The 25,487-nt window shown below is 60.5% G+C and carries 25 protein-coding genes and 1 tRNA gene; 18 read left to right on the top strand and 8 right to left on the bottom strand.

Annotation, left to right across the window (positions count from 1 at the left end):
* Genes phrB through JN524_RS26420 form a run of 8 tightly spaced genes read left to right on the top strand, consistent with a single transcriptional unit; the run spans nt 1 to nt 6,791 of the window.
* On the top strand, nt 1–1,446 hold the full coding sequence (gene phrB, locus JN524_RS26455; RefSeq protein ID WP_202371231.1) for a deoxyribodipyrimidine photo-lyase: 1,446 nt from the start codon (nt 1–3) through the stop codon (nt 1,444–1,446).
* On the top strand, nt 1,439–1,861 hold the full coding sequence (locus tag JN524_RS26450; RefSeq protein ID WP_202371230.1) for a nuclear transport factor 2 family protein: 423 nt from the start codon (nt 1,439–1,441) through the stop codon (nt 1,859–1,861). The genes phrB and JN524_RS26450 overlap by 8 nt, the downstream gene beginning before the upstream one ends.
* Nucleotides 1,858–2,640, top strand: a complete 783-nt coding sequence (locus JN524_RS26445) for an SDR family NAD(P)-dependent oxidoreductase (RefSeq protein WP_095136816.1) — start codon at nt 1,858–1,860, stop codon at nt 2,638–2,640. Before JN524_RS26450 ends, JN524_RS26445 begins: the two co-directional genes overlap by 4 nt.
* Nucleotides 2,637–3,884 (top strand): NAD(P)/FAD-dependent oxidoreductase, encoded by a 1,248-nt coding sequence (locus tag JN524_RS26440; protein WP_202371229.1) that lies wholly within the window; start codon nt 2,637–2,639, stop codon nt 3,882–3,884. Before JN524_RS26445 ends, JN524_RS26440 begins: the two co-directional genes overlap by 4 nt.
* Complete coding sequence (locus JN524_RS26435) at nt 3,881–4,696, top strand: DUF1365 domain-containing protein (RefSeq protein ID WP_202371228.1); 816 nt, start codon at nt 3,881–3,883, stop codon at nt 4,694–4,696. Before JN524_RS26440 ends, JN524_RS26435 begins: the two co-directional genes overlap by 4 nt.
* Entirely contained in the window at nt 4,683–5,948 is a 1,266-nt protein-coding gene (locus JN524_RS26430) for an SAM-dependent methyltransferase (RefSeq protein WP_202371227.1), read from the top strand. Before JN524_RS26435 ends, JN524_RS26430 begins: the two co-directional genes overlap by 14 nt.
* Nucleotides 5,941–6,432, top strand: coding sequence for a DUF2878 domain-containing protein (locus JN524_RS26425; RefSeq protein ID WP_202371226.1), 492 nt, complete (start codon nt 5,941–5,943; stop codon nt 6,430–6,432). The genes JN524_RS26430 and JN524_RS26425 overlap by 8 nt, the downstream gene beginning before the upstream one ends.
* 53 nt (nt 6,433–6,485) lie before the next feature.
* On the top strand, nt 6,486–6,791 hold the full coding sequence (locus JN524_RS26420; protein ID WP_007967664.1) for a YkgJ family cysteine cluster protein: 306 nt from the start codon (nt 6,486–6,488) through the stop codon (nt 6,789–6,791).
* A gap of 92 nt (nt 6,792–6,883) precedes the next feature.
* Here the strand turns inward: JN524_RS26420 and JN524_RS26415 are convergent, their stop codons facing one another.
* From JN524_RS26415 to hemA, 6 genes are all read right to left on the bottom strand, one after another.
* Nucleotides 6,884–7,402, bottom strand: coding sequence for an acyloxyacyl hydrolase (locus JN524_RS26415; protein WP_027612230.1), 519 nt, complete (start codon nt 7,400–7,402; stop codon nt 6,884–6,886).
* A gap of 112 nt (nt 7,403–7,514) precedes the next feature.
* Nucleotides 7,515–8,306, bottom strand: a complete 792-nt coding sequence (gene murI, locus JN524_RS26410) for a glutamate racemase (protein ID WP_202371225.1) — start codon at nt 8,304–8,306, stop codon at nt 7,515–7,517.
* Nucleotides 8,299–9,054, bottom strand: coding sequence for a molybdopterin-synthase adenylyltransferase MoeB (locus JN524_RS26405; protein ID WP_027612232.1), 756 nt, complete (start codon nt 9,052–9,054; stop codon nt 8,299–8,301). Before JN524_RS26405 ends, murI begins: the two co-directional genes overlap by 8 nt.
* Nucleotides 9,048–9,878 carry a peptide chain release factor N(5)-glutamine methyltransferase gene (prmC, locus tag JN524_RS26400; RefSeq protein WP_202371224.1) on the bottom strand — a complete coding sequence of 277 codons (831 nt, stop codon included), beginning with the start codon at nt 9,876–9,878 and terminating at the stop codon, nt 9,048–9,050. Before prmC ends, JN524_RS26405 begins: the two co-directional genes overlap by 7 nt.
* Nucleotides 9,879–10,961: a peptide chain release factor 1 gene (gene prfA, locus JN524_RS26395; RefSeq protein ID WP_202371223.1), complete on the bottom strand. Its 1,083-nt coding sequence runs from the start codon at nt 10,959–10,961 to the stop codon at nt 9,879–9,881.
* Entirely contained in the window at nt 10,958–12,244 is a 1,287-nt protein-coding gene (gene hemA, locus JN524_RS26390) for a glutamyl-tRNA reductase (protein ID WP_027612235.1), read from the bottom strand. The genes prfA and hemA overlap by 4 nt, the downstream gene beginning before the upstream one ends.
* 182 nt (nt 12,245–12,426) lie before the next feature.
* On the opposite strand from hemA, the gene JN524_RS26385 reads away from it, so the two are divergent.
* The 8 genes from JN524_RS26385 (at nt 12,427) to ychF (ending at nt 19,347) form a co-directional block, all read left to right on the top strand.
* Nucleotides 12,427–14,151 (top strand): tetratricopeptide repeat protein, encoded by a 1,725-nt coding sequence (locus JN524_RS26385; protein WP_202371222.1) that lies wholly within the window; start codon nt 12,427–12,429, stop codon nt 14,149–14,151.
* 3 nt (nt 14,152–14,154) lie between these two features.
* Entirely contained in the window at nt 14,155–14,772 is a 618-nt protein-coding gene (lolB, locus tag JN524_RS26380; protein ID WP_202371221.1) for a lipoprotein insertase outer membrane protein LolB, read from the top strand.
* Between the two features lie 3 nt (nt 14,773–14,775).
* Nucleotides 14,776–15,627 (top strand): 4-(cytidine 5'-diphospho)-2-C-methyl-D-erythritol kinase, encoded by an 852-nt coding sequence (gene ispE, locus JN524_RS26375; protein ID WP_202371220.1) that lies wholly within the window; start codon nt 14,776–14,778, stop codon nt 15,625–15,627.
* Between the two features lie 37 nt (nt 15,628–15,664).
* A tRNA-Gln gene (locus JN524_RS26370) sits at nt 15,665–15,739 on the top strand.
* A gap of 45 nt (nt 15,740–15,784) precedes the next feature.
* Nucleotides 15,785–16,726, top strand: a complete 942-nt coding sequence (locus tag JN524_RS26365) for a ribose-phosphate pyrophosphokinase (RefSeq protein WP_003171603.1) — start codon at nt 15,785–15,787, stop codon at nt 16,724–16,726.
* A gap of 141 nt (nt 16,727–16,867) precedes the next feature.
* Nucleotides 16,868–17,470, top strand: a complete 603-nt coding sequence (locus tag JN524_RS26360) for a 50S ribosomal protein L25/general stress protein Ctc (protein WP_007967646.1) — start codon at nt 16,868–16,870, stop codon at nt 17,468–17,470.
* A 169-nt stretch (nt 17,471–17,639) separates the two neighbouring features.
* Complete coding sequence (gene pth / locus JN524_RS26355; RefSeq protein WP_003228164.1) at nt 17,640–18,224, top strand: aminoacyl-tRNA hydrolase; 585 nt, start codon at nt 17,640–17,642, stop codon at nt 18,222–18,224.
* 22 nt (nt 18,225–18,246) lie between these two features.
* Complete coding sequence (gene ychF / locus JN524_RS26350; protein ID WP_007967645.1) at nt 18,247–19,347, top strand: redox-regulated ATPase YchF; 1,101 nt, start codon at nt 18,247–18,249, stop codon at nt 19,345–19,347.
* Between the two features lie 182 nt (nt 19,348–19,529).
* Here ychF and JN524_RS26345 read toward each other — a convergent pair whose 3' ends face one another.
* Entirely contained in the window at nt 19,530–20,747 is a 1,218-nt protein-coding gene (locus JN524_RS26345; RefSeq protein ID WP_202371219.1) for an MFS transporter, read from the bottom strand.
* A 431-nt stretch (nt 20,748–21,178) separates the two neighbouring features.
* On the opposite strand from JN524_RS26345, the gene JN524_RS26340 reads away from it, so the two are divergent.
* Nucleotides 21,179–23,236, top strand: coding sequence for a methyl-accepting chemotaxis protein (locus tag JN524_RS26340; protein ID WP_202371218.1), 2,058 nt, complete (start codon nt 21,179–21,181; stop codon nt 23,234–23,236).
* Here the strand turns inward: JN524_RS26340 and JN524_RS26335 are convergent.
* The gene (locus JN524_RS26335; RefSeq protein WP_202371217.1) at nt 23,229–24,131 is read right to left on the bottom strand and encodes a LysR substrate-binding domain-containing protein; all 903 of its coding nucleotides are present in this window, start codon (nt 24,129–24,131) and stop codon (nt 23,229–23,231) included. The two genes, JN524_RS26340 and JN524_RS26335, sit on opposite strands and share 8 nt — an antisense overlap.
* Nucleotides 24,132–24,358: 227 nt before the next feature.
* Here JN524_RS26335 and JN524_RS26330 point away from each other — a divergent pair, with 227 nt between their 5' ends.
* Nucleotides 24,359–25,477 carry an ABC transporter ATP-binding protein gene (locus tag JN524_RS26330; RefSeq protein ID WP_202371216.1) on the top strand — a complete coding sequence of 373 codons (1,119 nt, stop codon included), beginning with the start codon at nt 24,359–24,361 and terminating at the stop codon, nt 25,475–25,477.
* Nucleotides 25,478–25,487: the final 10 nt, after the last annotated feature.

Genomic DNA, 25,487 nt, shown 5'->3' with positions numbered 1-25,487 from the left:
ATGCAATTGATCTGGCTGCGCAGCGATTTGCGCCAACATGACAACACCGCTCTCGCGGCCGCCGCAACGCGCGGGCCAACATTTGCCGTGTATCTGCTGAGCCCGCAGCAATGGCTGGAACATGACGACGCCGCGTGCAAGGTCGACTTCTGGCTGCGCAACCTGCGTGAGCTGAGCAGTCGCCTCGGCGAGCTGAACATCCCGTTGCTGCTGCGCACCGCCAATCATTGGGATCAGGCCCCGGCGGTGCTGCTCGAGCTTTGTGTGCAATTGAATATTCAGGCTGTGCACGTCAACGAAGAATATGGCATCCACGAAAGCCAGCGCGACGCCGCGGTGGCGGTGGCCCTGAAGAGCAAAGGCATCGCTTTCCACAGTTACCTTGACCAACTGCTGTTCAAGCCCGGTACGGTACTGACCAAAACCGAAACCTACTTTCAGGTGTTCAGCCAGTTCCGCAAGGTCTGCTATGAACGCCTGCACCGCTCGATGCCGGCGCTGGTGAAGACGCCCGGCAAACAGGCAGAGCTGAACATCGACAGCGATCCGGTACCGGCATCCGTCGCCGGTTTTGCAACGCCGAGCGAGTCTTTGCGCGCACTGTGGCCGGCCGGCGAACAGGAAGCCCGGCGCCGTCTCGATACCTTCGCCGACGCGCAGATCGACTACTACCAGAGCGAACGCGACTTCCCGGCCAAACCCGGCACCAGCCAACTGTCGGCGTACCTCGCCGCCGGGGTAATCTCGCCGCGCCAATGCCTGCATGCGGCCCTGCAAAGCAATCAGGGCGAGTTCGACAGTGGCAAGGTCGGCGCGGTGACCTGGATCAACGAGCTGCTGTGGCGCGAGTTCTACAAACACATTCTGGTCGGCTACCCACGGGTTTCGCGCCACCGCGCATTTCGCCCGGAAACCGAAGCCCTGGCCTGGCGTGATGCGCCGGACGATCTGGCGGCCTGGCAAGAGGCACGCACCGGTTTGCCAATCATCGATGCGGCCATGCGCCAACTGCTGGAAACCGGCTGGATGCATAACCGCTTGCGGATGATTGTGGCGATGTTCCTGACCAAGAATCTGCTGATCGACTGGCGTGAAGGCGAGCGCTTTTTCATGCGCCACCTGATCGACGGCGATCTGGCGGCGAACAACGGTGGCTGGCAATGGAGCTCTTCGACCGGCACCGATTCGGCACCGTACTTCCGCATCTTCAATCCGTTGAGCCAATCGGAAAAATTCGACAGCGAAGGCCTGTTCATCAAGCACTGGCTGCCTGAACTGGCCGGTCTGAACAAGAAGGAAGTACACAACCCGGCCAGCGCCGGCGGGCTGTTCAGCGTCGCCAACTATCCGTCGCCGATCGTCAATCTCGGGGCTTCGCGCGAACGCGCGCTGGCGGCTTTCAAGAACCTGCCGTCGCGCTCGTCTATGGATGAAGTTCATGAGTGAATTCCTGCGCCGCTTCGCCCGCCAGTTCGCCGAGTTGAACAAAGACAACTTGCAACGTCTGGGCGAGCTGTACAGCGATGACATTCACTTCACCGACCCGCTGCATGAAGTGCAGGGTTTGAAGCAACTGCGACATTACTTCAGCGAGCTGTACGCCAACGTCAGCGAACTGCGCTTCGATTTCCACGGCTTCGACCAGATCGCTGACGGTGAAGGTTACCTGCGCTGGGTCATGAGTTACCGCCACCCGCGTCTGGCCGGTGGTCAATTGATTCGCGTCGCCGGGTGTTCGCACCTGCTGTGGCGGGACAAGGTTTATCGCCACCGGGATTATTTCGATGCCGGGGCCATGCTGTATGAACATTTACCCGTATTGGGCCGGGTGATCGCCTGGTTGAAAAGGAGAATGGGATGAGTCGTACACCTCCACGGCGTTATTGGCTGACCGGTGCCAGCAGTGGCATCGGCGCAGCACTGGCTGAAGACATTCTGAAAAGCGGCGCGCATCTGGCTGTAAGCTCGCGTCAGGTTGCACCGCTCAAAGTGCTGTCGCAACGCTACCCGGGGCAAGTGCTGGTGGTGGCCGGCGACCTGACCAACAGTCAGACCGTGCGCGAAATCGGCCAGCAGATCGAACAGGCCTGGGGCTCACTGGACAGCGTAATTCTCAATGCCGGCACCTGCGAGTATGTCGACGCCCGCCAGTTCGATGCCTCGATCATCGAACACGTGGTGCGCACCAACCTGCTCGCCAGCAGCTACTGCATCGAAGCAGCCCTGCCGTTGCTGCGCAAAGGCACCGCGCCGCATCTGATCGGCATGGCCAGTTCCGTGACCTACCTGCCGCTGCCCCGAGCCGAAGCCTACGGCGCGTCGAAGGCCGGGCTGCGCTATCTGTTCGAATCGCTACGGATCGACCTGGCCGTCGAGGGCATCGATGTCACCATCATCAGCCCGGGTTTTGTCGAAACCCCGCTGACCGCGAAAAACGACTTCCCGATGCCGTTGAGCTGGCCTGTGGATAAAGCGGCGCGGCACATCTTCGCCAAGCTCAAGGATCGTCCGCTGGAGATCGCCTTTCCGGCACTGTTCATGGCGGCGCTGTGGCCACTGTCGAAGCTGCCGGCGCGCCTGCAACTGGCGATCGGCAAGCGCATGGTGCGCAGCAACCCACCGCTGCGAGACCCGATATGAAGATTGCCATTGTCGGCAGCGGGATCGCCGGCCTGACCTGCGCCCACCTGCTCAATCGCCGACACGACATCACGGTGTTCGAGGCCAGCGACTGGGTCGGCGGTCACACGCACACCGTGCAGGTAACCGTCGATGGCCGCGAATATGCCGTGGACACTGGGTTCATCGTGTTCAACGACTGGACCTATCCGAACTTCATTCGATTGCTCGGCCAGCTCGGCGTGTCGTTCAAACCGACGGAAATGAGCTTCTCGGTCACCGACCCGGACACCGGTCTGGAATACAACGGCAACAACCTCAACAGCCTCTTCGCCCAGCGCAGCAACCTGCTGTCCCCGGGGTTCTGGCGCATGTTGCGCGACATTCTGCGCTTCAATAAAGAAGCCCAGCGCGACCTCGCCGAACAGCGCATTGCCGCCGATACCACGCTCGACGATTACCTCAAGGCTGGCGGTTATGGCGAACGTTTCATCCTGCATTACATCGTGCCGATGGGCTCGGCGATCTGGTCGATGCCGATGGCCGAGATGCTCAATTTCCCGCTGCAATTCTTTGTGCGCTTCTTCAAGAATCATGGCCTGCTGTCAGTCAGTGATCGCCCGCAATGGCAGGTGATCGAGGGCGGCTCCAGTGCCTATGTCGCGCCACTGACCGCAGCGTTCCAGGACAAGATCCGCCTCAGTTGCCCGGTGACGCGCATCGATCGCGATGAACATGGCGTGGTTATCCACAGCCCGGCCGGTATCGAGCGTTTCGACAAAGTCGTGCTCGCCTGCCACAGCGACCAGGCCCTGCAATTGCTTGGCACGCCAAGCCAGGCGGAACGCTCGATCCTCGGCGCCCTGCCCTATGCCGATAACGAAGTTGTGCTGCATACCGATACCCGTCTGCTGCCGACCCGCAAACTGGCGTGGGCCAGCTGGAACTATCGCTTGAGCGGCGCCGGCCATACCCACGCGGCCGTCACTTACGACATGAACATCCTGCAGGGTATTCAGAGTGACACGACGTTCTGCGTCAGCCTCAATCAGAGCGCCGGGATCAGCCCGTTCAAGGTGCTCGCCAAATACACCTACGCCCACCCGCAATTCAGCCTCGCGGCGGTAGCGGCGCAGAACCGCTGGGCAGAAATCGACGGTCAGCAGCACACCCATTATTGCGGCGCCTACTGGGCCAACGGCTTTCATGAGGACGGCGTGGTCAGCGCGTTGCGCGTGGCCGCCGCGTTCGGGGAAAGCTTATGAACAGCGCCCTGTACAGCGGCTGGATTGGCCATCGGCGCTTTTCGCCCAGACGCCACGAATTCCGTTACCGGATCGGTCTGTTGTACCTCGATCTGGCGGAACAGGACGCCGTGTTCGAACTGTCGCCGTTTGCCGGTCGCAGCCGCTTTGCACCGTTTTCGTTTCGCGAAACCGACTACCTGAAAACCTTCACCGGCAGCGGCATGCGCCTGATCGATGCGGTGCGCCAGCAAGTCGGCGTCGCCATCGGCCATCAACCGCAGGGTTCGATCTGCCTGCTGACCCAACCGCGCAGTTGGGGTCTGGCGTTCAATCCGGTGAGCTTCTTTTATTGCCACGAGGCCGACGGACAACTGGCGGCGATTCTCTGCGAAGTCACCAACACGCCGTGGCGCGAACGTTATCACTACGTGCTGCCGGCCCGGACGCCGACCGACTTACGAGACTTTCACCAACACTTCGCCGTGGCCAAGGCCTTTCATGTCTCGCCGTTTTTGCCGCGTGACCTCGAGTACCGCATGAGCTTCAGCCCGGCTGCGCAAAAGCTCGGTGTGCACATGGCCGACTGGCAGGGTGAGCACAAGCTGTTCGACGCCACGCTCAATCTGCAGCGCGAACCCCTCGACCGCCACAGCCTGCACCGCTACTTGCGACGTTTTCCGTGGATGACCGCGAAAACCTGTCTGGCGATTTATTGGCAAGCCGTGCGCCTGTTGCTCAAGCGTGCCCCGATTTTTGCTCATCAGGCTGCCGACGGCAGCTTTCAGATCGCCACTGTGCCTCCCAAGGAGCACCGCCATGAAATCCTCTAGCCTGTCGGTCAGTCGCTTCAGCACCAACGGTTTGACCGGTTCGCTGCTGCGTCGCGGCGTTTTGCGGCAACTCAGTCAGCTCAAACACGGGCAGTTGCTGGTGGTCGAGGACGGCGAACGCCTGATGTTCGGTACGCCGGGCAGCCACCTGCTCGGCGAAATCCATGTGCAGGACGCGGCGGTGTGGGGCATGGTCGCCGGCAACGGATCGATTGGCGCGGGCGAGGCGTTTATCCACGGTTACTGGAGTTCACCGGATCTGACGGCGGTCGTGCGCGTGTTCGTCAGCAACCTCGACGTGCTCGACGCCATGGAGCGCGGTCTGGCCCGCCTCAGCCGGCCGCTGGTGCAAGGCCTGCACTGGCTCAACCGCAACACGCGCAAGGGTTCGCAGAAAAACATCGCGGCGCACTATGACCTCGGCAACGATCTGTTCGAACAGTTTCTCGACCCGACCATGATGTATTCGGCGGCGCAGTTCCTCAGTCCCGACGACAGCTTGGAACAGGCTCAGTTGAACAAGCTGGAACGGATCTGCCAGAAGCTCGCACTCAAGCCCGAAGATCACCTGCTGGAGATCGGCACCGGTTGGGGCAGCATGGCGCTCTACGCCGCGCAGCACTACGGCTGCCGTGTCACCACCACGACGCTGTCGAAAGAGCAGTACGCGTTTACCGCCAGGCGCATTGAAGCACTGGGGTTGCAGGATCGGGTGACACTGCTGCTCAAGGATTATCGCGACCTCACCGGCGAGTACGACAAACTGGTGTCGATCGAGATGATCGAAGCGGTCGGTCACCGCTTCCTGCCCACCTATTTCAAGCAATGCGCGCACCTGCTCAAGAGCAACGGCCTGATGCTGTTGCAGGCGATCACCATCCGCGAGCAGCGCTACGAGCAGGCCAAGCGCGGCGTCGACTTCATCCAGCGCTACATCTTCCCCGGCGGCGCCCTGCCCTGCGTGCAGAAGATGCTCGAAGTGGTCAGCCGCGAGACCGATATGAACCTGCTGCACATGGAAGACTTCGGCCTGCACTACGCCCGCACCCTGCGCCTGTGGCACGAAAACTTTCGCCGCGCCCATGGCCGCTTGAGCGAATTGGGTTACGACGATTACTTCCTGCGCTTGTGGGAGTTTTACCTGTGCTACTGCGAGGGCGGGTTTCTGGAGCGCACCATCGGCACCGCGCAACTGCTGCTGGCCAAACCGGCCGCAATGCCGGCGCCGTTGCTCGGACGCTTCGATGCTTGAGCGGCTGACCAATGCCGTGCTGTTCCAGCTCGGCTGGCTGGCCTGTGTGCTCGGCGGCAACAGTCTGTGGCTGCTGCTGGCGCTGGCGGTGTTGGTGATTCACCTGGGCTGGATCAGCAGTTGGGCGGCGGAAGGTCGCCTGATCCTCAGCGTGGTGCTTGTCGGTACAGCCGTAGACAGTCTGTTGCGCGCTGCCGGCGTGTTCGAATTCCAGGATCTGTCGCCACTGATTCCGCTGTGGCTGATGTTGCTATGGGCCTTGCTCGCCACCACGTTGCGGCACTGCCTGCAATGGAGCGCCCGGCCCTGGTGGCTGGCCAGCGTGCTAGGCGCAGTGGGTGGCGCCATCTCCTATTACGGCGGTGGACGTTTGGCCGGGGTGCAGTTTCCCTACGGTGAACTGCCGACCCTGATCGGCATCGGCCTGCTCTGGGCGCTGCTGTTTCCGCTGCTGCATGCGATGGCTCGGCGATTGGCCCACTGAGCGTCTGTCAGGCCTTTCACACAGCAACCGGCGGCTGCCTTACACTGCGCAGCATGAAAACCATTCCCCACCAGCAAATCACCGAGCCCGCGGTCACCTGTTCGACCTGCGCAGCGTGCTGTTGCCAACTCGAAGTGATGCTGATCACCGACACCGGCGTGCCTGAGCGCTTTATCGATACTGATGAGTGGGGTGGTGAAGTGATGCTGCGTCTGGACGACGGCTGGTGCGCGGCGCTGGATCGCGACAGCATGATGTGCACGATCTATGAGAAACGTCCGCTGATCTGTCGCGAATTCGAGATGGGCGCACCGGAGTGCATTGAAGAACGCAAAGGCATTGCCACTGCCTACCGTTGATTAGATGCAAAAAGATCGCAGCCCGCGGCAGCTCCTGCAGGGGATTGGGTTTCCTGTAGGAGCTGCCGAAGGCTGCGATCTTTTGATTGTGCTTACAGCGGCATCGTGTAATGCAGCGCGTAGCTTTCTACACCGTCGTTGCTGCTGGCCAGGCCGGCGTTGGAATAGTGCGTCGCACGAATCCCCACTTCATGCCCGCCATTGAAGCGCAGACCAAAACCGATACGGTCTTCGAACTGGAAAGAGCCGCCGATGTTGTTGCTCTCATACTTGGTGTTGGAGAACGCTGCCACACCAATGCCCGCCTCAACATACGGCTTGACCGACTGACCGGCAAACTCGTAAACGAATACCGGGGAGAACGACAGGCTGTTGTTGCTCGAAGTCTTGTCACCCTCCCAGTAAGTGTAAGCGCCGCTCCAGTAACCGGTCAGGCGACCGACGTCACTTTGCAGCCAGCTCTTGTCCCAATCGAAATTCATGCCCAGGCGATAGGTCATGGTCGAATCGCTGGTCGCACCCACTGCAAACTCAACGCCTGCGGCTTGTGCGGTAATACTTTGCCCCATCAGTGCGGCCGCAATCGCGGCCAAGCAGAATAGTCGCTTCACGTTGAAACTTCCTTTTCCGGAACGATCGTTTGGTTTTCTAGATAACTCATCGCTATAGAAGCTAGCGCCTGATTATAAGTTCAGCTGTTTTTTTAGTTATTTCACATTTTTTTTACAAGCTGAATTTTTCGACGTCGCCGGCAACCTGACCCAACAGGGGCAGGGTCTTGCGGAAGAACTCGGGGTCGGCGCTGGTCCAGAATCTGACCGGGCGGTTCGGCCCCTCGGCGAGCAGATTACGTTCGGCCAGCAACCGTTGCAGTTGCCGCGCTACGGCTGCACCAGTGTCAATCAGGCTGATGCTGTCGGGAATCATCGTCTTGAGCATCGGCTTGAGAAACGGATAGTGAGTGCAACCGAGAATGATCGTGTCGCAACCGTTGGCCAGCAGCGGATCGACGTAGTGCTGCAGCAACGTGCGCAACTCGGCGCTGTGCAGATCACCGCTTTCAATCAGTTCCACCAGGCCGGGGCACGGCTGGGTGATGACGCGAACGTCAGCGGCGAAGCGGTCGAGCAACGCGGCGAACTTGGCACTCTGCAACGTGCCGGTGGTGGCGAGTACACCAACCACACCACTGCGGGTGGCGGCAGCTGCAGGTTTGACCGCTGGCTCCATGCCGACAATCGGCCACTCGGGAAAATCACGGCGCAGATCGGCAACCGCGGCCACCGTCGCTGTGTTGCAAGCGATCACCAGGGCCTTGGCGCCCTGCTCCCGGAAAAATCCGGCCATCACATTGCAGCGCTGGCGGATGAACTCCGGGGTTTTCTCGCCGTAGGGAATGTGCCCGCAATCGGCGAAATACAGCAGGGATTCATGGGGCAGCAAACGCTGGATTTCAGCCAGTACCGACAAGCCGCCGACACCGGAATCGAACACCGCGATGGGTGCCTCACGCATGCTGCGAACCACAGACACTGCACCCCGGATCGCGCTTGACCCGCAGTTCACGAAAGCGCGAACCCAGTGCATCGATCAACAGCAAACGCCCCACCAACGGTTCGCCAAAGCCCACCAGCACTTTCAACGCTTCAAGCGCCTGCAGGCTGCCAACCAGCCCCACCAGGGGCCCGACCACACCGGCCTCGCTGCACGTCAGTTCGGCTTCGCTGCCATGCCCGTACAGGCAGTGGTAGCACGGACTTTCCGGGCGACGCGGGTCGAACACCGACAACTGCCCTTCCAGACGAATCGCCGCGCCGCTGACCAGCGGTTTGCGCGCGGCCACACACGCGGCGTTGACCGCCTCGCGAGTGGAGAAGTTATCGGAGCAGTCGAGCACCAGATCCACCGCCGAAACGGCGGCGGCCAGGGAATCCTCGTCCAGCGCCTGACGATGAGGCACCAGTTTAATCTCGGGATTGATCGCGCTCAGGCGCTTGAGCGCCGAGTCGACCTTGCTCATGCCGACGCTGTCGGTGTCATGAATGATCTGGCGCTGCAGGTTGGTCAGGTCGACCGTGTCGAAATCCGCCAGATGCAATTCACCGACACCGGCCGCCGCGAGATACAGCGCGACCGGGGCACCGAGACCGCCGAGGCCGACGATCAGCACGCGGCTGTCTTTCAGCTTCAGCTGCCCGTCGATGTCGATGTGTTGCAGCAGAATCTGCCGGCTGTAGCGCAGCAATTCCTGATCATTCAGCACGGCAGGCGCCCCAGGCTGATCCGTTGATGGCCGCCCAGATCGGTGCGGCTGTGAACCTCTTCGAACCCGCGAGTCAGCAACAGATCACGCACGGCTTCGGCTTGATCATAGCCGTGTTCGAGCATCAGCCAGCCGCCGGCTTCCAGATGATCCGGGGCCTGGGCGACGATCAGACGCAGATCGTCGAGCCCGTCGACACCGGCCACCAACGCACTGGTCGGCTCGAAGCGCACGTCGCCTTCGACCAGATGCGGGTCGGCGGCGGCGATGTATGGCGGATTGCTGATGATCAGATGGAAACGCTGGCCTGTGAGGGCGCTGAACCAGTGACTGCTCAGCACCGTGGCGTTGCTCAGGTTCAAACGCTGACGGTTGCGTTCGGCGAGGGCCACGGCTTCCAGCACGCGATCCACCGCCGTGACGTTCCACGCCGGACGCTCGCTGGCCAGGGCCAACGCAATCGCGCCGCTGCCGGTGCCCAGATCCAGGACGTTCGCCGGCGTTGCCGCCAGCAGTTCCAGTGCGGCTTCGACCAGCAACTCGGTGTCCGGGCGCGGGATCAGCGTGTGCGGCGCGACTTCCAGATCGAGCTTCCAGAACCCCTGCTGACCAAGGATGTAGGCCACCGGCTCGCCACTTCGACGCCGTTGCAGGTACTCGGTAAAAATCAGCACCGCTTCGCTGGGTACGATGCGCTCGGGCCAGGTGTGCAGGAAGCTTCGCGATTTGCCCAGTGCCGCGGCCAGGAGCAATTCGGCATCCAGGCGCGCGGTGGGCGAGTCCGGCAGTTCGGCGGCGCGCAACAGACTGGCAATGATGGTCATTTATTCACCTATCGCTGCAAGTTGGTCGGCCTGGTATTCGGCCAGCAAAGGCTCGATCACCGCTTCAACGCCACCGGCGAGGATTTCATCGAGGGAGTACAGGGTCAGGTTGACGCGATGGTCGGTGACCCGGCCCTGGGCAAAGTTGTACGTTCGAATGCGCTCGGAACGGTCACCGGAACCGACCAGCAATTTACGCTCGCTGGCAATCGCATTGGCAGCTGCGGCGGTCTGCTGATCGTTGAGTTTGGCCGACAGCCAGGCCATCGCCCGGGCACGGTTCTTGTGCTGGGAACGTTCTTCCTGACACTCGACGACGGTGCCGGTCGGTATGTGCGTGATGCGGATTGCCGAGTCGGTGGTGTTGACGTGCTGACCACCGGCCCCTGAGGAGCGATAAGTGTCGACACGCAGATCCGCCGGGTTGATCTCGATGGCTTCGCGCTCGTCCGGCTCGGGCAACACCGCCACGGTGCAGGCCGAGGTGTGGATACGGCCCTGGGATTCGGTGGCAGGTACACGCTGTACGCGGTGCGCGCCGGACTCGAATTTCAGCTTGCCGTAAACGTTGTCGCCTTCAATGCGAGCGATGACTTCTTTATAGCCTCCGTGCTCGCCTTCGTTTTCCGAAAGAATCTCCACGCGCCAGCCACGTCGTTCGGCGTAACGCGAGTACATGCGGAACAGATCGCCGGAGAAGATCGCCGCCTCGTCGCCACCGGTACCGGCGCGAATTTCGAGAAAGACGTTACGCCCGTCATTGGGATCCTTGGGCAGCAACATGCGCTGCAGATCATCTTCCAGCCTGATCAGCAATTCCTTGGCTTCGCGGACTTCTTCCACGGCCATTTCACGCATGTCCGGGTCGCTGTCCTTGAGCAGCGCCTGGGCGCCTTCAAGATCACTTTGTACGTCGAGCAGCTTTTTATAGCCTTGTACCACCGGCTCGAGTTCGGCGTATTCCTTGGAATAAGCGCGGAATCTGGCCTGATCGGCAATGACTTCGCCGTCGCCGAGCAGCGCGGTCAGTTCCTCGAAACGGTCCTGGAGGGTGTCCAGCTTGTTGAGCAGTGACGCTTTCATTGCGGTTTTTTATCCGAAAAACTATCCGGTGAGCCCTCGAGGGCAAAGAGTTCCTGGGCCATGGCCAGCGCATCGAGGCGGCCTTCGGCAGAAAGCTTTTTCAGCTGCACGCTTGGCGCATGCAGCAGTTTATTGGTCAGGCCACGGGCCAGTTGCCCGAGCACGTCTTCGGCGTTGCCGCCGTTGGCCAGCAGACGCAGGGCTTTTTGCAGCTCCTCGTCGCGCAGGCGTTCGCTCTGTTGCCGATAAGCCTTGAGCACATCGACCGCCGCCAGCTCACGCAGACGCACCATGAAATCGTCGGCGCCGACCGAGACCATCTCTTCCGCCGCCTGGGCTGCGCCCTGACGACTTTTGAGGTTCTCGGCAACCACTTCGTGCAGATCGTCGACGCTGTACAGGTAAACGTCGTCGAGTTCGCCGACTTCCGGCTCGATGTCGCGGGGTACGGCGATGTCGACCATGAAGATCGGCTTGTGCTTGCGCTGCTTCAGCGCGCTTTCCACCGCGCCCTTGCCGAGGATCGGCAACTGGCTGGCGGTCGAACTGATCACGATATCGCTGCGCACCAACTCTGCCGGAATGTCCGACAGCAGCACCGCGTGCGCGCCGAACTGCTCGGCCAGAAGGCTGGCGCGCTCCAGCGTACGGTTGGCGACCACGATGCGCTTGACCCCCAGCTCATGCAAATGGCGGGCGACCAGCGTGATGGTCTCGCCAGCGCCTATCAGCAGGGCCTGACTGCGTTGCAGGTCGCTGAAAATCTGCTTGGCCAGGCTGACCGCGGCAAACGCCACGGACACCGGGTTTTCGCCGATGGCGGTGTCGGTACGCACTTGCTTGGCGGCATTGAACGTCGCTTGAAACAGCCGCCCCAACAGCGGGCCGATGGTCCCGGCCTCACGCGCCACGGCGTAGGCCGATTTCATCTGGCCGAGAATCTGCGGTTCGCCCAGCACCAGCGAGTCGAGCCCGGAGGCGACGCGCATCATGTGACGAACTGCCGCATCATCTTCATGCACATAAGCACTCGCGCGCAGCTCATCGAGGCTTAAATGGTGATAATCGGCCAGCCAGCGCAGAACCAGATCAGCCGAAACCTGATCCTGTTCTATATACAGCTCACTGCGATTGCAGGTGGAGAGGATCGCAGCTTCGCGGCTGTCGGTGAGTCGGCAGAGCTGCTGCAAGGCCTCCACCAGCTGCTCAGGGGTAAAGGCCACGCGCTCGCGGACGTCTACTGAAGCAGTCTTGTGGTTAATACCGAGTGCAAGGAAGGCCATTCAAGGTCGCTGATGGTGACGTGAAGCCGGCAATTGTCCTACTTCGTCAGATTCAGAACAACTACCGCTGACTATTGTCCCAATTGTCGGCCACTATAAAGGCCACATTCGAGACTCGGTTATGTTTGGCCGAAGGCTTGTGTCATGATGATCCGACCGCAGGTTAGTCGTCCTCTTCCTATATGAATAGATCTTCCGCGTTGCTCCTTGCTTTTGTCTTCCTCAGCGGCTGCCAGGCCATGGCACCCGTTTCGCCGGACGGTACCCCGCCGGTCGAAGACACCGCGTCCACGCCTGAAAAACCCAAGGTTTACAGCTCGTTCAGCGAGGAAACCGTTTTCAGCCTGCTGAGCGCCGAACTCGCCGGCCAGCGCAATCGGTTCGACATTGCCCTGGACAACTACGTGACCCAGGCGATCAATACTCAGGATCCGGGGGTTTCCGAGCGCGCGTTCCGCATCGCCGAATATCTCGGTGCCGACCAGCCTGCGCTGGATACCGCACTGATCTGGGCAAAAAACGCTCCGGACGACCTCGAAGCGCAGCGCGCCGCCGCCGTGCAACTGGCCCGCGCCGGGCGTTACGACGACTCCATGGTCTATATGGAGAAAGTCCTGCAGGGCAAGGGTGACACCCATTTCGACTTCCTCGCCCTGTCGGCGGCCGATACCGATCAGGAAACCCGCAACGGCCTGATGAAAAGTTTCGACCGTCTGCTGCAGCGCCACCCGAAGAACAGCCAGCTGATATTCGGCAAGGCCCTGCTGCTGCAACAGGACGGCGACAATAAAGCCGCACTGACCCTGCTCGAAGACAACCCGCCGGAAGAAGGCGAGATTGCGCCGATCCTGCTGCGCGCGCGTCTGCTGCAAACCATGAATCGTGGCGACGAAGCCCTGCCACTGTTGCAGAAAAGCATCAAGAAATACCCGGACGACAAGCGCCTGCGCCTGACTTATGCGCGCACGCTGGTGGAACAGGACCGGATGGACGACGCCAAGATCGAGTTCTCCACCCTGGTTCAGCAATACCCCGAAGACGATGAACTTCGTTACTCGCTGGCGCTGGTGTGCCTGGAAGCCAAGGCCTGGGACGAGGCCAAGGGTTATCTTGAAGACCTGATCGCTCGTGAAAGTCATGTTGATTCGGCGCACCTGAACCTCGGTCGCATCGCCGAAGAACGCAACGACCCGCAGGGCGCGCTGATCGAATACGCGCAGGTCGGCCCGGGCAACGACTATCTGCCGGCGCAACTGCGTCAGGCCGATATTCTGATGAACAACGGCAAGACCGCTGAAGCCCAGAGCAAACTGGCAGCCGAGCGCGATGCCCAGCCGGATTACGCGATCCAGCTGTATCTGATCGAATCTGAAACCCTGTCGGCCAACAAACAGGACGACAAGGCCTGGAAAACGCTGGATAAAGCCTTGCAGCAATACCCGGACGATCTGAATCTGCTCTACACCCGGGCCATGCTCGCGGAAAAACGCAATGATCTGGCACAGATGGAAAAAGACCTGCGCCTGATCATCAAGCGCGACCCGGACAACGCCATGGCGCTCAATGCGCTGGGCTACACCCTGTCCGATCGCACCACCCGCTACGCTGAAGCCAAAGCGCTGATCGAACAGGCGCACCAGATCAACCCGGAAGACCCGGCGGTACTCGACAGCCTCGGCTGGGTGAATTTCCGCATGGGCAATCTGGACGACGCCGAGAAATATCTGCGTCAGGCGCTTGAGCGTTTCCCGGACCACGAAGTCGCCGCGCACCTGGGCGAAGTTCTGTGGGTCAAGGGCAATCAGCGCGAGGCCAAGCAAGTCTGGGGCAAGTACCTCAAAGATCAGCCCGACAGCACCATCCTGCGCAGCACCATCAAGCGCCTGACCGGATCCGAGACTCTTTAACTCATGTTTTTGCGCCACGTTATTGTTTTCAGCTTCATCGCCCTGCTCGCCGGTTGCGCGGGCTTCGGCGCTCGCGAATCGGTCGAGGGCCACGGCAGTCCGGCTCAGTGGGCCGCGAACAAACAACAGCTGACCGGCCTCGACGGCTGGCAGATCGAAGGCAAGATCGGCATTCGCGCACCGAAAGATTCCGGCAGCGGCACGCTGTTCTGGCTGCAACGCCAGGACTACTACGACATTCGCCTGTCCGGCCCGCTGGGTCGTGGCGCGGCACGTCTGACCGGACGCCCGGGCAAGGTTTCGCTGGAAGTCGCCAATCAGGGCCGCTATGACTCTGAGTCACCGGAAGCGCTGCTCGAAGAGCAACTCGGCTGGAAGCTGCCGGTATCCAATCTGGCCTGGTGGGTCCGTGGCCTGCCCGCACCAGAAAGCAAAAGTCGTCTGACCCTCGATAACGACAGTCGTCTGGCCAATCTGGAACAGGATGGCTGGAAGGTCGAGTACCTCAGCTACGCCGAGCAAAACGGTTACTGGCTGCCCGAGCGGATCAAGCTGCACGGCACCGATCTGGACGTGACGCTGGTGATCAAGACCTGGCAACCGCGCAAATTGGGGCAATAAAGCATGACCGCTCCACGTCTGACGCTGCCGTCGCCGGCCAAGCTCAACCTGATGCTGCACATTCTCGGGCGCCGCGCGGACGGCTACCACGAATTGCAGACGCTGTTTCAGTTCGTCGATTACGGCGACGAAATCACCTTCGCCGTGCGCGATGACGGCGTGATTCATCTGCACACCGAATTCGCTGGCGTGCCCCACGACAGCAACCTGATCGTGCGCGCGGCGAAAATGCTGCAGCAACAGTCTGGCTGCACACTCGGCATCGACATCTGGATCGACAAGGTGCTGCCCATGGGCGGCGGCATCGGTGGCGGCAGCTCCAACGCGGCGACCACCCTGCTCGGCCTCAATCACTTGTGGCAATTGGGCTGGGATGAAGATCGCCTCGCGGCATTGGGCCTGTCGCTCGGCGCTGACGTACCGGTTTTCGTCCGGGGTCACGCGGCATTTGCCGAGGGTGTGGGCGAGAAACTGACCCCGGTCGACCCCGAAGAACCGTGGTATCTGGTGCTCGTGCCGCAAGTCTCTGTAAGTACGGCAGAAATTTTTTCCGATCCTTTGTTGACACGTAACACGCCGCCCATTAAAGTGCGCCCCGTTCCCGAGGGAAACAGTCGAAATGACTGCTTGCCGGTGGTTGCAAGGCGTTATCTTGAAGTACGTAACGCATTGGATTTGTTAGGTAAATTTACCGAAGCAAAACTCACCGGAACTGGAAGTTGTGTGTTTGGGGGCTTCCCAAGCAAAGCTGAAGCTGATAAAGTCTCGGCCCTTCTGACAGAGACCCTTACAGGTTTTGTAGCGAAAGGAAGCAACGTTTCGATGTTGCATCGCAAGCTGCAAAGTCTGCTCTAAAAGGAATCAAGTGCCAGGCACTTGAAGCAACAGATACAGGGGCGTCGCCAAGCGGTAAGGCAGCAGGTTTTGATCCTGCCATGCGTTGGTTCGAATCCAGCCGCCCCTGCCATTTTCTATACTCATCCAGGTTACCCTCAGCCTCTAGGTACTGCGCGTGTCCAAGATGATGGTCTTTACGGGGAACGCTAACCCCGATCTGGCTCGGCGTGTTGTACGTCAGCTGCATATCCCTCTCGGTGACATCTCTGTCGGTAAATTTTCCGACGGCGAAATTACTGCCGAGATCAATGAAAACGTTCGCGGTAAAGACGTTTTCATTATTCAGCCGACTTGCGCTCCGACCAACGATAACCTGATGGAACTGGTAGTGATGGCTGATGCCTTCCGCCGCTCCTCGGCTACTCGTATTACTGCTGTTATTCCTTATTTTGGTTATGCCCGTCAGGATCGCCGTCCGCGTTCCGCACGTGTGGCTATCAGCGCGAAAGTCGTTGCTGACATGCTTACCGTAGTCGGCATCGACCGTGTTCTCACGGTTGATCTGCATGCTGACCAGATTCAGGGTTTCTTCGATATTCCGGTAGATAACATCTACGGCTCCCCGGTTCTGGTGGATGACATTGAAGATCAGCGCTTCGAAAACCTGATGATCGTGTCCCCGGACATTGGTGGCGTCGTGCGTGCACGGGCCGTTGCCAAATCCCTGGGCGTGGATCTCGGGATCATCGACAAACGCCGTGAAAAAGCCAATCACTCTGAAGTGATGCATATCATCGGTGATGTCGAAGGGCGTACCTGCATTCTGGTCGATGACATGGTCGATACCGCCGGCACTCTGTGCCACGCGGCCAAGGCCCTGAAAGAGCATGGCGCAGCCAAGGTCTTTGCCTACTGCACACACCCTGTGCTGTCGGGTCGGGCCATCGAGAATATCGAAAATTCCGTGCTGGACGAGCTGGTGGTGACTAACACCATCCCGCTGTCCGCTGCAGCACAAGCCTGTGCACGTATCCGTCAACTGGATATCGCACCGGTTGTTGCCGAAGCGGTTCGCCGCATCAGCAATGAAGAATCGATCAGCGCGATGTTCCGTTAAGGGCCCTGCCCTTCTCGAAATGTCTCGTTGACGAAAAGCGCCCCGCCCCGGCATTCCTGTCGGGGCGGGGCTTTTTTGCCCATACCGTGTTTGGCGCTGGTCGCAAACGCCACTCGGTCATGGCTATTTTGGAGATACAAAATGAACGATTTTACTCTGAATGCTGAAGTGCGTTCCGACCTGGGGAAAGGTGCGAGCCGCCGCCTGCGTCGTCTCGCCGCTCTGGTTCCAGCTGTTGTTTACGGTGGCGACAAAGCCCCTGAATCCATCAGCATGCTGGCCAAAGAAGTTGCCAAACTGCTCGAAAACGAAGCGGCTTACAGCCACATCATCGAGCTGAACGTTGGTGGCAAGAAACAAAACGTCGTCATCAAAGCCCTGCAACGTCACCCGGCCAAAGGCCACGTGATGCACGCTGACTTCGTACGCGTTGTAGCTGGCCAGAAACTGACCGCTATCGTTCCTGTGCACTTCATCAACGAAGCTGCTCCAGTGAAGAAAGGCGGCGAAATCTCGCACGTTGTTGCCGAGATCGAAGTTTCCTGCCTGCCAAAAGACCTGCCTGAGTTCATCGAAGTCGACCTGGCTAACGCTGAAATCGGCACCATCGTTCACCTGTCGGACCTCAAAGCTCCTAAAGGTGTCGAGTTCGTTGCTCTGGCACACGGCGATGACAAGGCAGTAGCCAACGTCCACGCTCCACGTGTTGCTCCAGAAGCTACCGAAGAAGGCGCAGCAGAGTAATTTCACTCTGTTCGTCGGAGTGAGTGAAACATCGCGGACTGGAACGTAGCGAGAAAGCGGGCGAGAACGCGGAGTTTACATTCATGGTAAATGAGCAATTTTCGTCCACTTTCGCCGCCTTCACTGATCGCGGCGATGTTAACCACCACTCCAAGGAAGGGCCCCTATCGTGACTGCCATCAAACTGATCGTTGGCCTGGGAAATCCAGGCGCTGAATACGAACAGACCCGGCATAACGCAGGGGCCCTTTTTGTTGAGCGTATCGCCGCCGCGCAAGGTGTGAACCTTGTGGCCGATCGCAAATATTTCGGCCTGACCGGGCGCTACTCGCATCAGGGTCAGGATGTTCGTCTGCTGATTCCCACCACCTACATGAACCGCAGCGGCCAGGCCGTGGCGGCACTCGCCGGTTTCTTCCGCATCAAGCCTGAAGAAATCCTGGTGGCGCACGACGAACTCGACCTGCCTCCGGGCGTCGCCAAGCTCAAGCAGGGCGGCGGCCATGGCGGTCACAATGGGTTGCGCGACATCATCGCGCAACTGGGCAATCAGAATACTTTCTACCGCCTGCGGCTTGGCATCGGCCACCCGGGCGTCGCCAGTATGGTTTCAAATTTCGTCCTGGGTCGTGCGCCACGCGCCGAACAGGAAAAACTCGATGCCAGCATCGACTTTGCCCTCGGCGTGCTGCCGGATATCCTCGCCGGTGAATGGAACCGCGCGATGAAAAACCTGCACAGCCAGAAGGCCTGACTCTAATCCGAGGGGAAACACCATGGGATTCAATTGCGGCATCGTCGGCCTGCCTAACGTCGGCAAGTCCACCCTGTTCAACGCCCTGACCAAATCCGGGATCGCGGCCGAGAACTTCCCCTTCTGCACCATCGAGCCGAACAGCGGCATCGTGCCGATGCCGGATCCACGTCTGGAAGCCCTGGCGGCCATCGTCAATCCAAAGCGCATCCTGCCGACCACCATGGAATTCGTCGACATCGCAGGCCTGGTGGCCGGCGCGTCGAAAGGTGAAGGTCTGGGCAACAAGTTCCTGGCCAACATCCGCGAAACCGACGCCATCGCTCACGTGGTGCGCTGCTTCGAAGACGACAACGTGATCCACGTTTCCAACAGCGTCGACCCGAAGCGCGACATCGAAATCATCGACCTGGAACTGATCTTCGCCGACCTCGACAGCTGCGAGAAGCAACTGCAGAAAGTCGCGCGTAACGCCAAGGGCGGTGACAAGGACGCCGTGGTGCAGAAGGCTCTGCTGGAGCAACTGATCGCGCACTTCACCGAAGCCAAGCCTGCGCGCAGCCTGATGAAGAACATGAGCGCTGACGAAAAGTCGGTGATCAAGGGCTTCCACCTGCTGACCACCAAACCGGTCATGTACATCGCCAACGTCGCTGAAGACGGTTTCGAGAACAACCCGCACCTGGACGTGGTCAAGGCCATCGCCGAAGAAGAAGGCGCCATGGTTGTTCCGGTGTGCAACAAGATCGAAGCGGAAATCGCCGAGCTCGACGACGGCGAAGAGAAAGACATGTTCCTCGAGGCCTTGGGCCTGGAAGAGCCTGGCCTGAACCGCGTAATCCGCGCCGGCTACGAAATGCTGCACCTGCAGACCTACTTCACCGCCGGTGTTGAAGAAGTCCGCGCCTGGACCGTCAAAGTCGGTGCCACCGCACCACAAGCCGCCGGCGTGATCCACACCGACTTCGAAAAAGGCTTCATCCGCGCCGAAGTCATCGCCTACAACGACTTCATCCAGTACAAGGGTGAAGCCGGTACCAAGGAAGCCGGTAAATGGCGCCTGGAAGGCAAGGACTACATCGTCAAAGACGGCGACGTGATGCACTTCCGCTTCAACGTGTAAGCGACACGCCCAAGAAAAAGCCGCGTTTGATACGCGGCTTTTTTGTGCCTGAAATTCAAGGCCAAACACATTCCCCTGTAGGAGTGAGCCTGCTCGCGATAGCGGTGTGTCAGATAAAGTAACGTCAACTGACACACCGCTATCGCGAGCAGGCTCACTACTACAATTGAAATAGTGTGGGGTCAGGCCTTTTTGGTGCGCGGCAGGAAGATCGCCAGCACGCCAAACAACGGCAAAAAAGAGCACAGGAAATACACGTACTCGATACCGTGCACATCCGCCAGATGCCCCAGCAACGCCGCACCGATCCCGCCAAACCCGAACATCAAGCCAAAGAACACCCCGGCAATCATTCCGACATTGCCCGGCACCAGTTCCTGCGCGTAAACCACGATCGCCGAGAACGCCGAGGCGAGAATGAAGCCGATCACTACGCTGAGGACAGTGGTCCAGAACAGATCGACGTGCGGCATCAGCAAGGTGAACGGTGCCACGCCGAGAATCGAAAACCAGATCACCGCCTTACGCCCGATCTTGTCGCCAATCGGCCCGCCGAAGAACGTACCCGCCGCTACCGCACCGAGAAACAGGAACAGGTGCAGTTGCGAGCTGGCCACCGACAGGTCGAACTTCTCGATCAGGTAGAACGTGAAATAGCTGGTGAGGCTGGCCATGTAGAAATACTTGGAGAACACCAGCAGACCGAGCACCACCAGCGCACTGATCACTCTGCCCTTCGACAACCCGTGAGTCGCCGCCTGACCGGCCTTGAGTTTGAACAGGTTCAGGTGATGGGCGTACCAGCGGCTGATGCGATACAGCACGAACAGCGCGAACACCGCGAATAAACCAAACCACGCCACATTGCCCTGACCGAACGGAATGATGATCGCTGCCGCCAGCAACGGGCCGAACGCAGAACCGGCGTTACCACCGACCTGAAAGGTCGATTGCGCCAGACCGAAGCGCCCGCCCGAGGCCAGCCGCGCGATCCGCGAAGCCTCGGGGTGGAAAGTCGAGGAGCCGATACCGATCAGCGCCGCCGCCAGCAGAATCAACGGGAAACTGCCGACCATCGACATCATCACGATGCCGATCAGCGTGCAAACCGAACCTGCCGGCAATAGCCACGGTTTCGGATGGCGGTCAGTGTGATAACCGACCCACGGCTGCAACAGCGACGCGGTCAATTGGAAGGTCAGCGTGATCAGGCCGACCTGGGTGAAGCTCAAGCCATAGTTGGCTTTGAGCATCGGATAGATCGACGGCAGCACCGACTGAATCAGGTCGTTGATCAAATGCGCCAGCGCCACCGCGCCGATGATGCGCATCACCAACGGGCTGCTTTGGGGGGGAGCGGACGCCGAGGCAGCGGCGGTCTGAGCGTTGCTGATAGCCATGAAAGTTTCCGTACAGCAGATGGGTGCACGCAGGCAGGTGCGTCAATGTGCCATTTTTCGGTGCGCCAGCGCCATCCCCTTAGCCAGCTAACTAACGTCCTACTCCATAACTCATCAAACCCTGTAGGAGCTGCCGCAGGCTGCGATCTTTTGATCTTGCCCTTAAAAACAAAATCAAAAGATCGCAGCCTTCGGCAGCTCCTACAGGGGAAAGGGTGATAGCGCAACGCCATGGTCTGAATCTTGCCTTGCTTCTCCCCTCGAACGCGGTGGCCTTACAAAGGTCGCCGAGAATGGGAAGTTTCGCTACAGAGCCGGCCTACAGAGCGGGCGAGAGTGAACTTTCGAGGCCTTTTAGCAGGGCACGACATCCAGGTCACACGACCGCGATGCACGCCATTGGTGCGTGGTGTCCAGAGGAGTCATGAGGCATGCAGGCTTTCTTGTCACCGGGGATCAAATTGCTGGGGCGGTTTGGATTCGCACGTAAATTCCAGCTGTTGTTTCTGCTGTTTATTCTGCCGTTGGCCGGCAGTCTGTTAATGATCGGCCAGGACTATCGCGACAAGCTCAATCTGATTTCCGGCGAACGCGCCGGTGTACGCCAGTTGCTCAGCCTCGATGCGCTGGACAACCTGCTCGCCGCCCAGCGTGACCGCGCCGCCCGTTGGCGCGCCACCGAAACCAATCGCCAGCCGACCCCGGCCACCCTCGCCGCCATGGCTGCGTTCGACAAGGTTCAGCCCGCCGTTGTGCAAGCCACCACGGATCTGGGCGACGCGCTGAAAAATGAAGGTGCCGAAGGCGAAACCCTCGCCCGCTATCAAGCCCTGCAAACCGCGCTCGGTGATCTGGACTCGAAGAGCCTGAGCAGCGTCGGCTGGTGGCCGGACGGTTATGACCGTTTCACCAACGCCCTCAGCGCCCTGCAAGCCTTGCGCGAGCAAATCGTCATGGACAACCGCCTGACGCTGGCGCCATGGCTGGAAACCTATTTGCTGACGCAGATCTCCACCCAGCATGCGCCGGATCTGATCGAGCGCGTGGGTCGCCTGGCGGCGGTCGGCCAGGCTTCGGTGGTCTCGGGACAATTCACCCTGCAAAGTCGCTTGCAGCTGCGCGATCTGCGTGGCCGCATCGGCGACGCCCGCGAGCAGCTTGTCAAAACGGCAGGCTTGCTCGAAGCGCGCCTGCCGAGCGATCTGCAAACTTGGGCCGGTCAATACCACGACAGTCTCAAACGCCTCGATGCCGGCCTGAAAGTGCTGGATGACGGCGTGTTCGGCGGCAGCATTACCCTCAAACCCGAAGACTTCGAACGCAGCCTCGACGCCCTGCTGAGCGATCTTGCGTCGTTGCGCCAGCAATCGCTGCTGTCGCTGGATCAGCGCCTGGACGCCTACCACGCTTCGGCGATTCGCCAGTTCATCGTGGTCGCCGCCGTGTTCGGTTGCCTGCTGCTGGCGGCGCTGTACCTGTTCGTCTGCCTGCAGGCTTCGATCCGGCGCAGCGCCAGCGGCATCACCCTGCTCGCCGAAGCCCTGCGCGACGGCAATCTTAGTCTGCAAGTGCCGGTGGTGGGCCGTGATGAGCTGGCGGCGATCAGTACCGCGCTCAACGTCGCCGTGGTGCAACTGCGCGCGAGCATGCTCGGGGTCGATCACGAAACCTCACAACTGAGCCACGCGGTGCGCAGCCTCAACGATCACTCCAGCGGCGCGCTGAGCGAAGTCGAGGCGCAGCAGTTGCAGATCAGCCAGATCGCCGCCGCTGCCACGCAACTGGCCGCCACTTCGCAAGGTGTGGCGGCCAGTTGCGAACAGGCGTCCGGCAGCGCCCAGCACACCCGGCGCATCGCCGCCGACAGCAGCCGCGACAGCCAGCGCACCACGGCGAGCATTCAGCAACTCAACCAACGCCTCAACGAAACCGCAGCGGCACTCGGTCGAGTCAGTGAGCAGGGCCAGCAGATTCAACTGGTGGTCGACACCATCCGTGGCGTCGCCGAGCAGACCAACCTGCTGGCGCTCAACGCTGCGATCGAGGCGGCACGCGCCGGCGAACAGGGGCGCGGGTTTGCCGTGGTCGCCGATGAAGTGCGCAGCCTGTCGCAGCGCACTCAGTCATCGACTGCGCAGATTGCCGGCACGGTCGACAGCCTGCGCGCCACGGTCAACGAAGCGGTCAGCCTGATGGAAGCCGCATGCGGCCAGGCGCAATCGGATGCCGCAGCCGTGACCGGTCTCGGTGAACGTCTCGGCGAAATCGCCAGCGCCGTACAAAGTGTCACCGACACCCTCGTGCAGATCGCCACCGCCGTTGAGGAACAGGCGAGCACCGCCGATGAGGTCAGCGGCAACATTCAACAGGTCGATCAGGCCGCCGTGCGCTTGCTGGAAGGCGCCCGCGCAGTGAATCTGGCGGCGGACACCTTGAGCCAGGGCAGCAAGGCCCTGAGCGACAACACCGCTCGCTTCCGCCTCAGTTGATCCGCGCTTCGGGGAAGTCCGCTTCCAGCTCGGTCTTCAGCCACTGAATAAACCACGCCGCATCCGCCGACAGTTCGGCGGACGGCGTGAGGACCCGATAGCTTTCCAGCTTCACCTGGGCGTCCACCGCGCGCACCAGTTTGCCGGATTTGAGTTCCTCGCGAACCAGCACTTCGTTGGCCAGGGCAATGCCCTGCCCGCTCTCGGCCACCGACAGTGCGTGATCGTTGTTGACGTAGAGCATGTCGGAATTGAGGTGAATATCCAGCTCGTGGGCGGCGAACCACAGGTTCCACCATTCGCCATCATCGACGTGGATCAGCTCGTGACGAACCAGATCCGCCGGGCTGGTCACAGGTCCGATGCTGGCGAGATAGTGCGGGGTGCAGATCGGAAACACGCGCGGGCAGATCAGCGCTTCACGGGAGTCGGCGTATTGCCCGTCGAGCCCGTAGACGATGCCCAGATCGGCACTTTTGCCATCGACTTCAGTGAAGGTCGAATTCGGCTCGATGGCGAACTTCAAACCCGGTCGCAAATGGCGCATCGCTTCGATGCGCGGCATCAGCCAGCGCTTGGCAAACCCCGGCACCACCATGATCCGCAACCAGCGCTCGGCATCCTTGGGCTGCGCCTCTTTGCCGGCCTCGATGATCAACTGCAACGCGGCGCTGATCTTGCGGTGGTACTTCTCCCCCGCCGCTGTCAGGTTGACCCCGCGCGAAGTGCGCTCGAACAACTGAATGCCCAGCCACTCCTCGAGCAACTTCACATGTCGACCAATCGCCGGCTGAGTCACGTGCAGGGCTTTCGAGGCCTCGACATAGCTGCCCAGACGCGCGGCGGCATCAAACGCACGCACCGCGTTGAGCGGCGGCAAACGGTGGTCGGGCATGATTCCTGGCACCTTTGGCTGTTAAATTAACTAACAGCTGCCATGTTTAAATTGAAGTTTCGCCCCGCGCAAGCCCTCGCTGATAATCGAGCCACAGCAAAACAAAAAAACAGCTGGTTTCACCCCGTACGCAATCTCGATCCTGCCCAGAAAAATAATATCCATGGCCCGACGACGTCGCTGGTTCGCAGCGCAATCGCAGGCGATGGGGGAATCGGAGGTAACGCATGAATGCCCTGCATTCGCTGCAAACGCTGGCGGTGTCGATCCGCTCGGTGCGCAAGGTTTACGGTGATCCAAACACCGGTCCGGTGGCGTTGAAAAACATCGACCTGGACATCCGCGATAACGAATTCTTTACCCTGCTCGGCCCTTCCGGCTGCGGCAAGACCACCCTGCTGCGGATGATCGCCGGCTTCGAGTTTCCCACCGAAGGCGAGATTCTGCTGTATGGCGAAAACATCGCCGACCGCCCGCCATTCAAGCGCCCGGTCAACACGGTGTTCCAGCATTACGCGCTGTTTCCGCACATGACCATCGCCGAGAACCTGGCCTTCGGGCTTGAATCGCATCCGATGGGCAAGGTGCTGGACAAAGCGCAAATCGCCGAGCGCGTGCGCGAGATGCTCGCACTGGTGCAGATGGAGCGCTTCGCCAATCGCAAGCCGGCGCAGCTGTCCGGCGGCCAGCAACAACGTGTGGCGCTGGCCCGTGCGTTGGCACCGCATCCGAAAGTCCTGCTGCTGGATGAGCCACTGTCGGCCCTCGATCTGAAGCTACGCCAGGCCATGCGCGAAGAGCTGAAAACCATTCAGGCCAAGACCGGCATCACCTTCATCTTCGTCACTCACGACCAGGAAGAAGCGCTGACCATGTCCGACCGCATCGCCGTGTTGTCCGAAGGCGAAGTGCAGCAGGTCGGCCGCCCGGAAGATATCTACGAACGCCCGCGCAATCGCTTTGTTGCCGACTTCATTGGCGAGACCAACTTCATTCAGGGCACGGTGACGAAGATCGAGGACGACCAAGCCTGGTTCGCCGGGCCGGCCGGGCATCCGCTGCCGGCGCAAGCGTGCAGCGACGTGGCAGTCGGCGCCAGCGTGACCTTGTCGGTACGTCCCGAACGCCTGCACCTGGTGCCCGCGTCCACCGACGCCGCGCTACCGTGCCGGATCGAAGCGCAGATCTACCTCGGCACCGATCTGCAATATCAGGTCAGCCTCAGCGACGGGTCGCGCCTCACCGTGCGCACGCCCAACTGCGTCGACCAGAGCCTGCGCTTTGCGGTCGGCAGTCAGGCCGGTCTGTTGTTCGACCGGGGAAGCGCCAGCGTCCTGCACGATTGAGCCCGAGGAA

This window comes from Pseudomonas sp. MWU318, from assembly GCF_016756945.1.
GTDB lineage: Bacteria > Pseudomonadota > Gammaproteobacteria > Pseudomonadales > Pseudomonadaceae > Aquipseudomonas > Aquipseudomonas putida_A.
The sequence above is the reverse complement of the archived record's forward strand: the minus strand, read 5'-3'. Positions and strand labels throughout refer to the sequence as shown.

Bases quoted from the DNA above. Each gene is read 5' to 3' on its own strand.
- JN524_RS26335 (WP_202371217.1), bottom strand. From the start codon at position 24,131: ATGCCCGACCACCGTTTGCCGCCGCTCAACGCGGTGCGTGCGTTTGAT.
- JN524_RS26345 (WP_202371219.1), bottom strand. From the start codon at position 20,747: ATGGCTATCAGCAACGCTCAGACCGCCGCTGCCTCGGCGTCCGCTCCC.
- JN524_RS26425 (WP_202371226.1), top strand. From the start codon at position 5,941: ATGCTTGAGCGGCTGACCAATGCCGTGCTGTTCCAGCTCGGCTGGCTG.
- JN524_RS26435 (WP_202371228.1), top strand. From the start codon at position 3,881: ATGAACAGCGCCCTGTACAGCGGCTGGATTGGCCATCGGCGCTTTTCG.
- JN524_RS26385 (WP_202371222.1), top strand. From the start codon at position 12,427: ATGAATAGATCTTCCGCGTTGCTCCTTGCTTTTGTCTTCCTCAGCGGC.
- murI (WP_202371225.1), bottom strand. From the start codon at position 8,306: ATGCGTGAGGCACCCATCGCGGTGTTCGATTCCGGTGTCGGCGGCTTG.
- lolB (WP_202371221.1), top strand. From the start codon at position 14,155: ATGTTTTTGCGCCACGTTATTGTTTTCAGCTTCATCGCCCTGCTCGCC.
- JN524_RS26420 (WP_007967664.1), top strand. From the start codon at position 6,486: ATGAAAACCATTCCCCACCAGCAAATCACCGAGCCCGCGGTCACCTGT.
- ispE (WP_202371220.1), top strand. From the start codon at position 14,776: ATGACCGCTCCACGTCTGACGCTGCCGTCGCCGGCCAAGCTCAACCTG.
- JN524_RS26430 (WP_202371227.1), top strand. From the start codon at position 4,683: ATGAAATCCTCTAGCCTGTCGGTCAGTCGCTTCAGCACCAACGGTTTG.
- JN524_RS26360 (WP_007967646.1), top strand. From the start codon at position 16,868: ATGAACGATTTTACTCTGAATGCTGAAGTGCGTTCCGACCTGGGGAAA.
- JN524_RS26330 (WP_202371216.1), top strand. From the start codon at position 24,359: ATGAATGCCCTGCATTCGCTGCAAACGCTGGCGGTGTCGATCCGCTCG.
- prfA (WP_202371223.1), bottom strand. From the start codon at position 10,961: ATGAAAGCGTCACTGCTCAACAAGCTGGACACCCTCCAGGACCGTTTC.
- JN524_RS26450 (WP_202371230.1), top strand. From the start codon at position 1,439: ATGAGTGAATTCCTGCGCCGCTTCGCCCGCCAGTTCGCCGAGTTGAAC.
- JN524_RS26340 (WP_202371218.1), top strand. From the start codon at position 21,179: ATGCAGGCTTTCTTGTCACCGGGGATCAAATTGCTGGGGCGGTTTGGA.
- JN524_RS26440 (WP_202371229.1), top strand. From the start codon at position 2,637: ATGAAGATTGCCATTGTCGGCAGCGGGATCGCCGGCCTGACCTGCGCC.
- hemA (WP_027612235.1), bottom strand. From the start codon at position 12,244: ATGGCCTTCCTTGCACTCGGTATTAACCACAAGACTGCTTCAGTAGAC.
- JN524_RS26445 (WP_095136816.1), top strand. From the start codon at position 1,858: ATGAGTCGTACACCTCCACGGCGTTATTGGCTGACCGGTGCCAGCAGT.
- ychF (WP_007967645.1), top strand. From the start codon at position 18,247: ATGGGATTCAATTGCGGCATCGTCGGCCTGCCTAACGTCGGCAAGTCC.
- prmC (WP_202371224.1), bottom strand. From the start codon at position 9,878: ATGACCATCATTGCCAGTCTGTTGCGCGCCGCCGAACTGCCGGACTCG.
- phrB (WP_202371231.1), top strand. From the start codon at position 1: ATGCAATTGATCTGGCTGCGCAGCGATTTGCGCCAACATGACAACACC.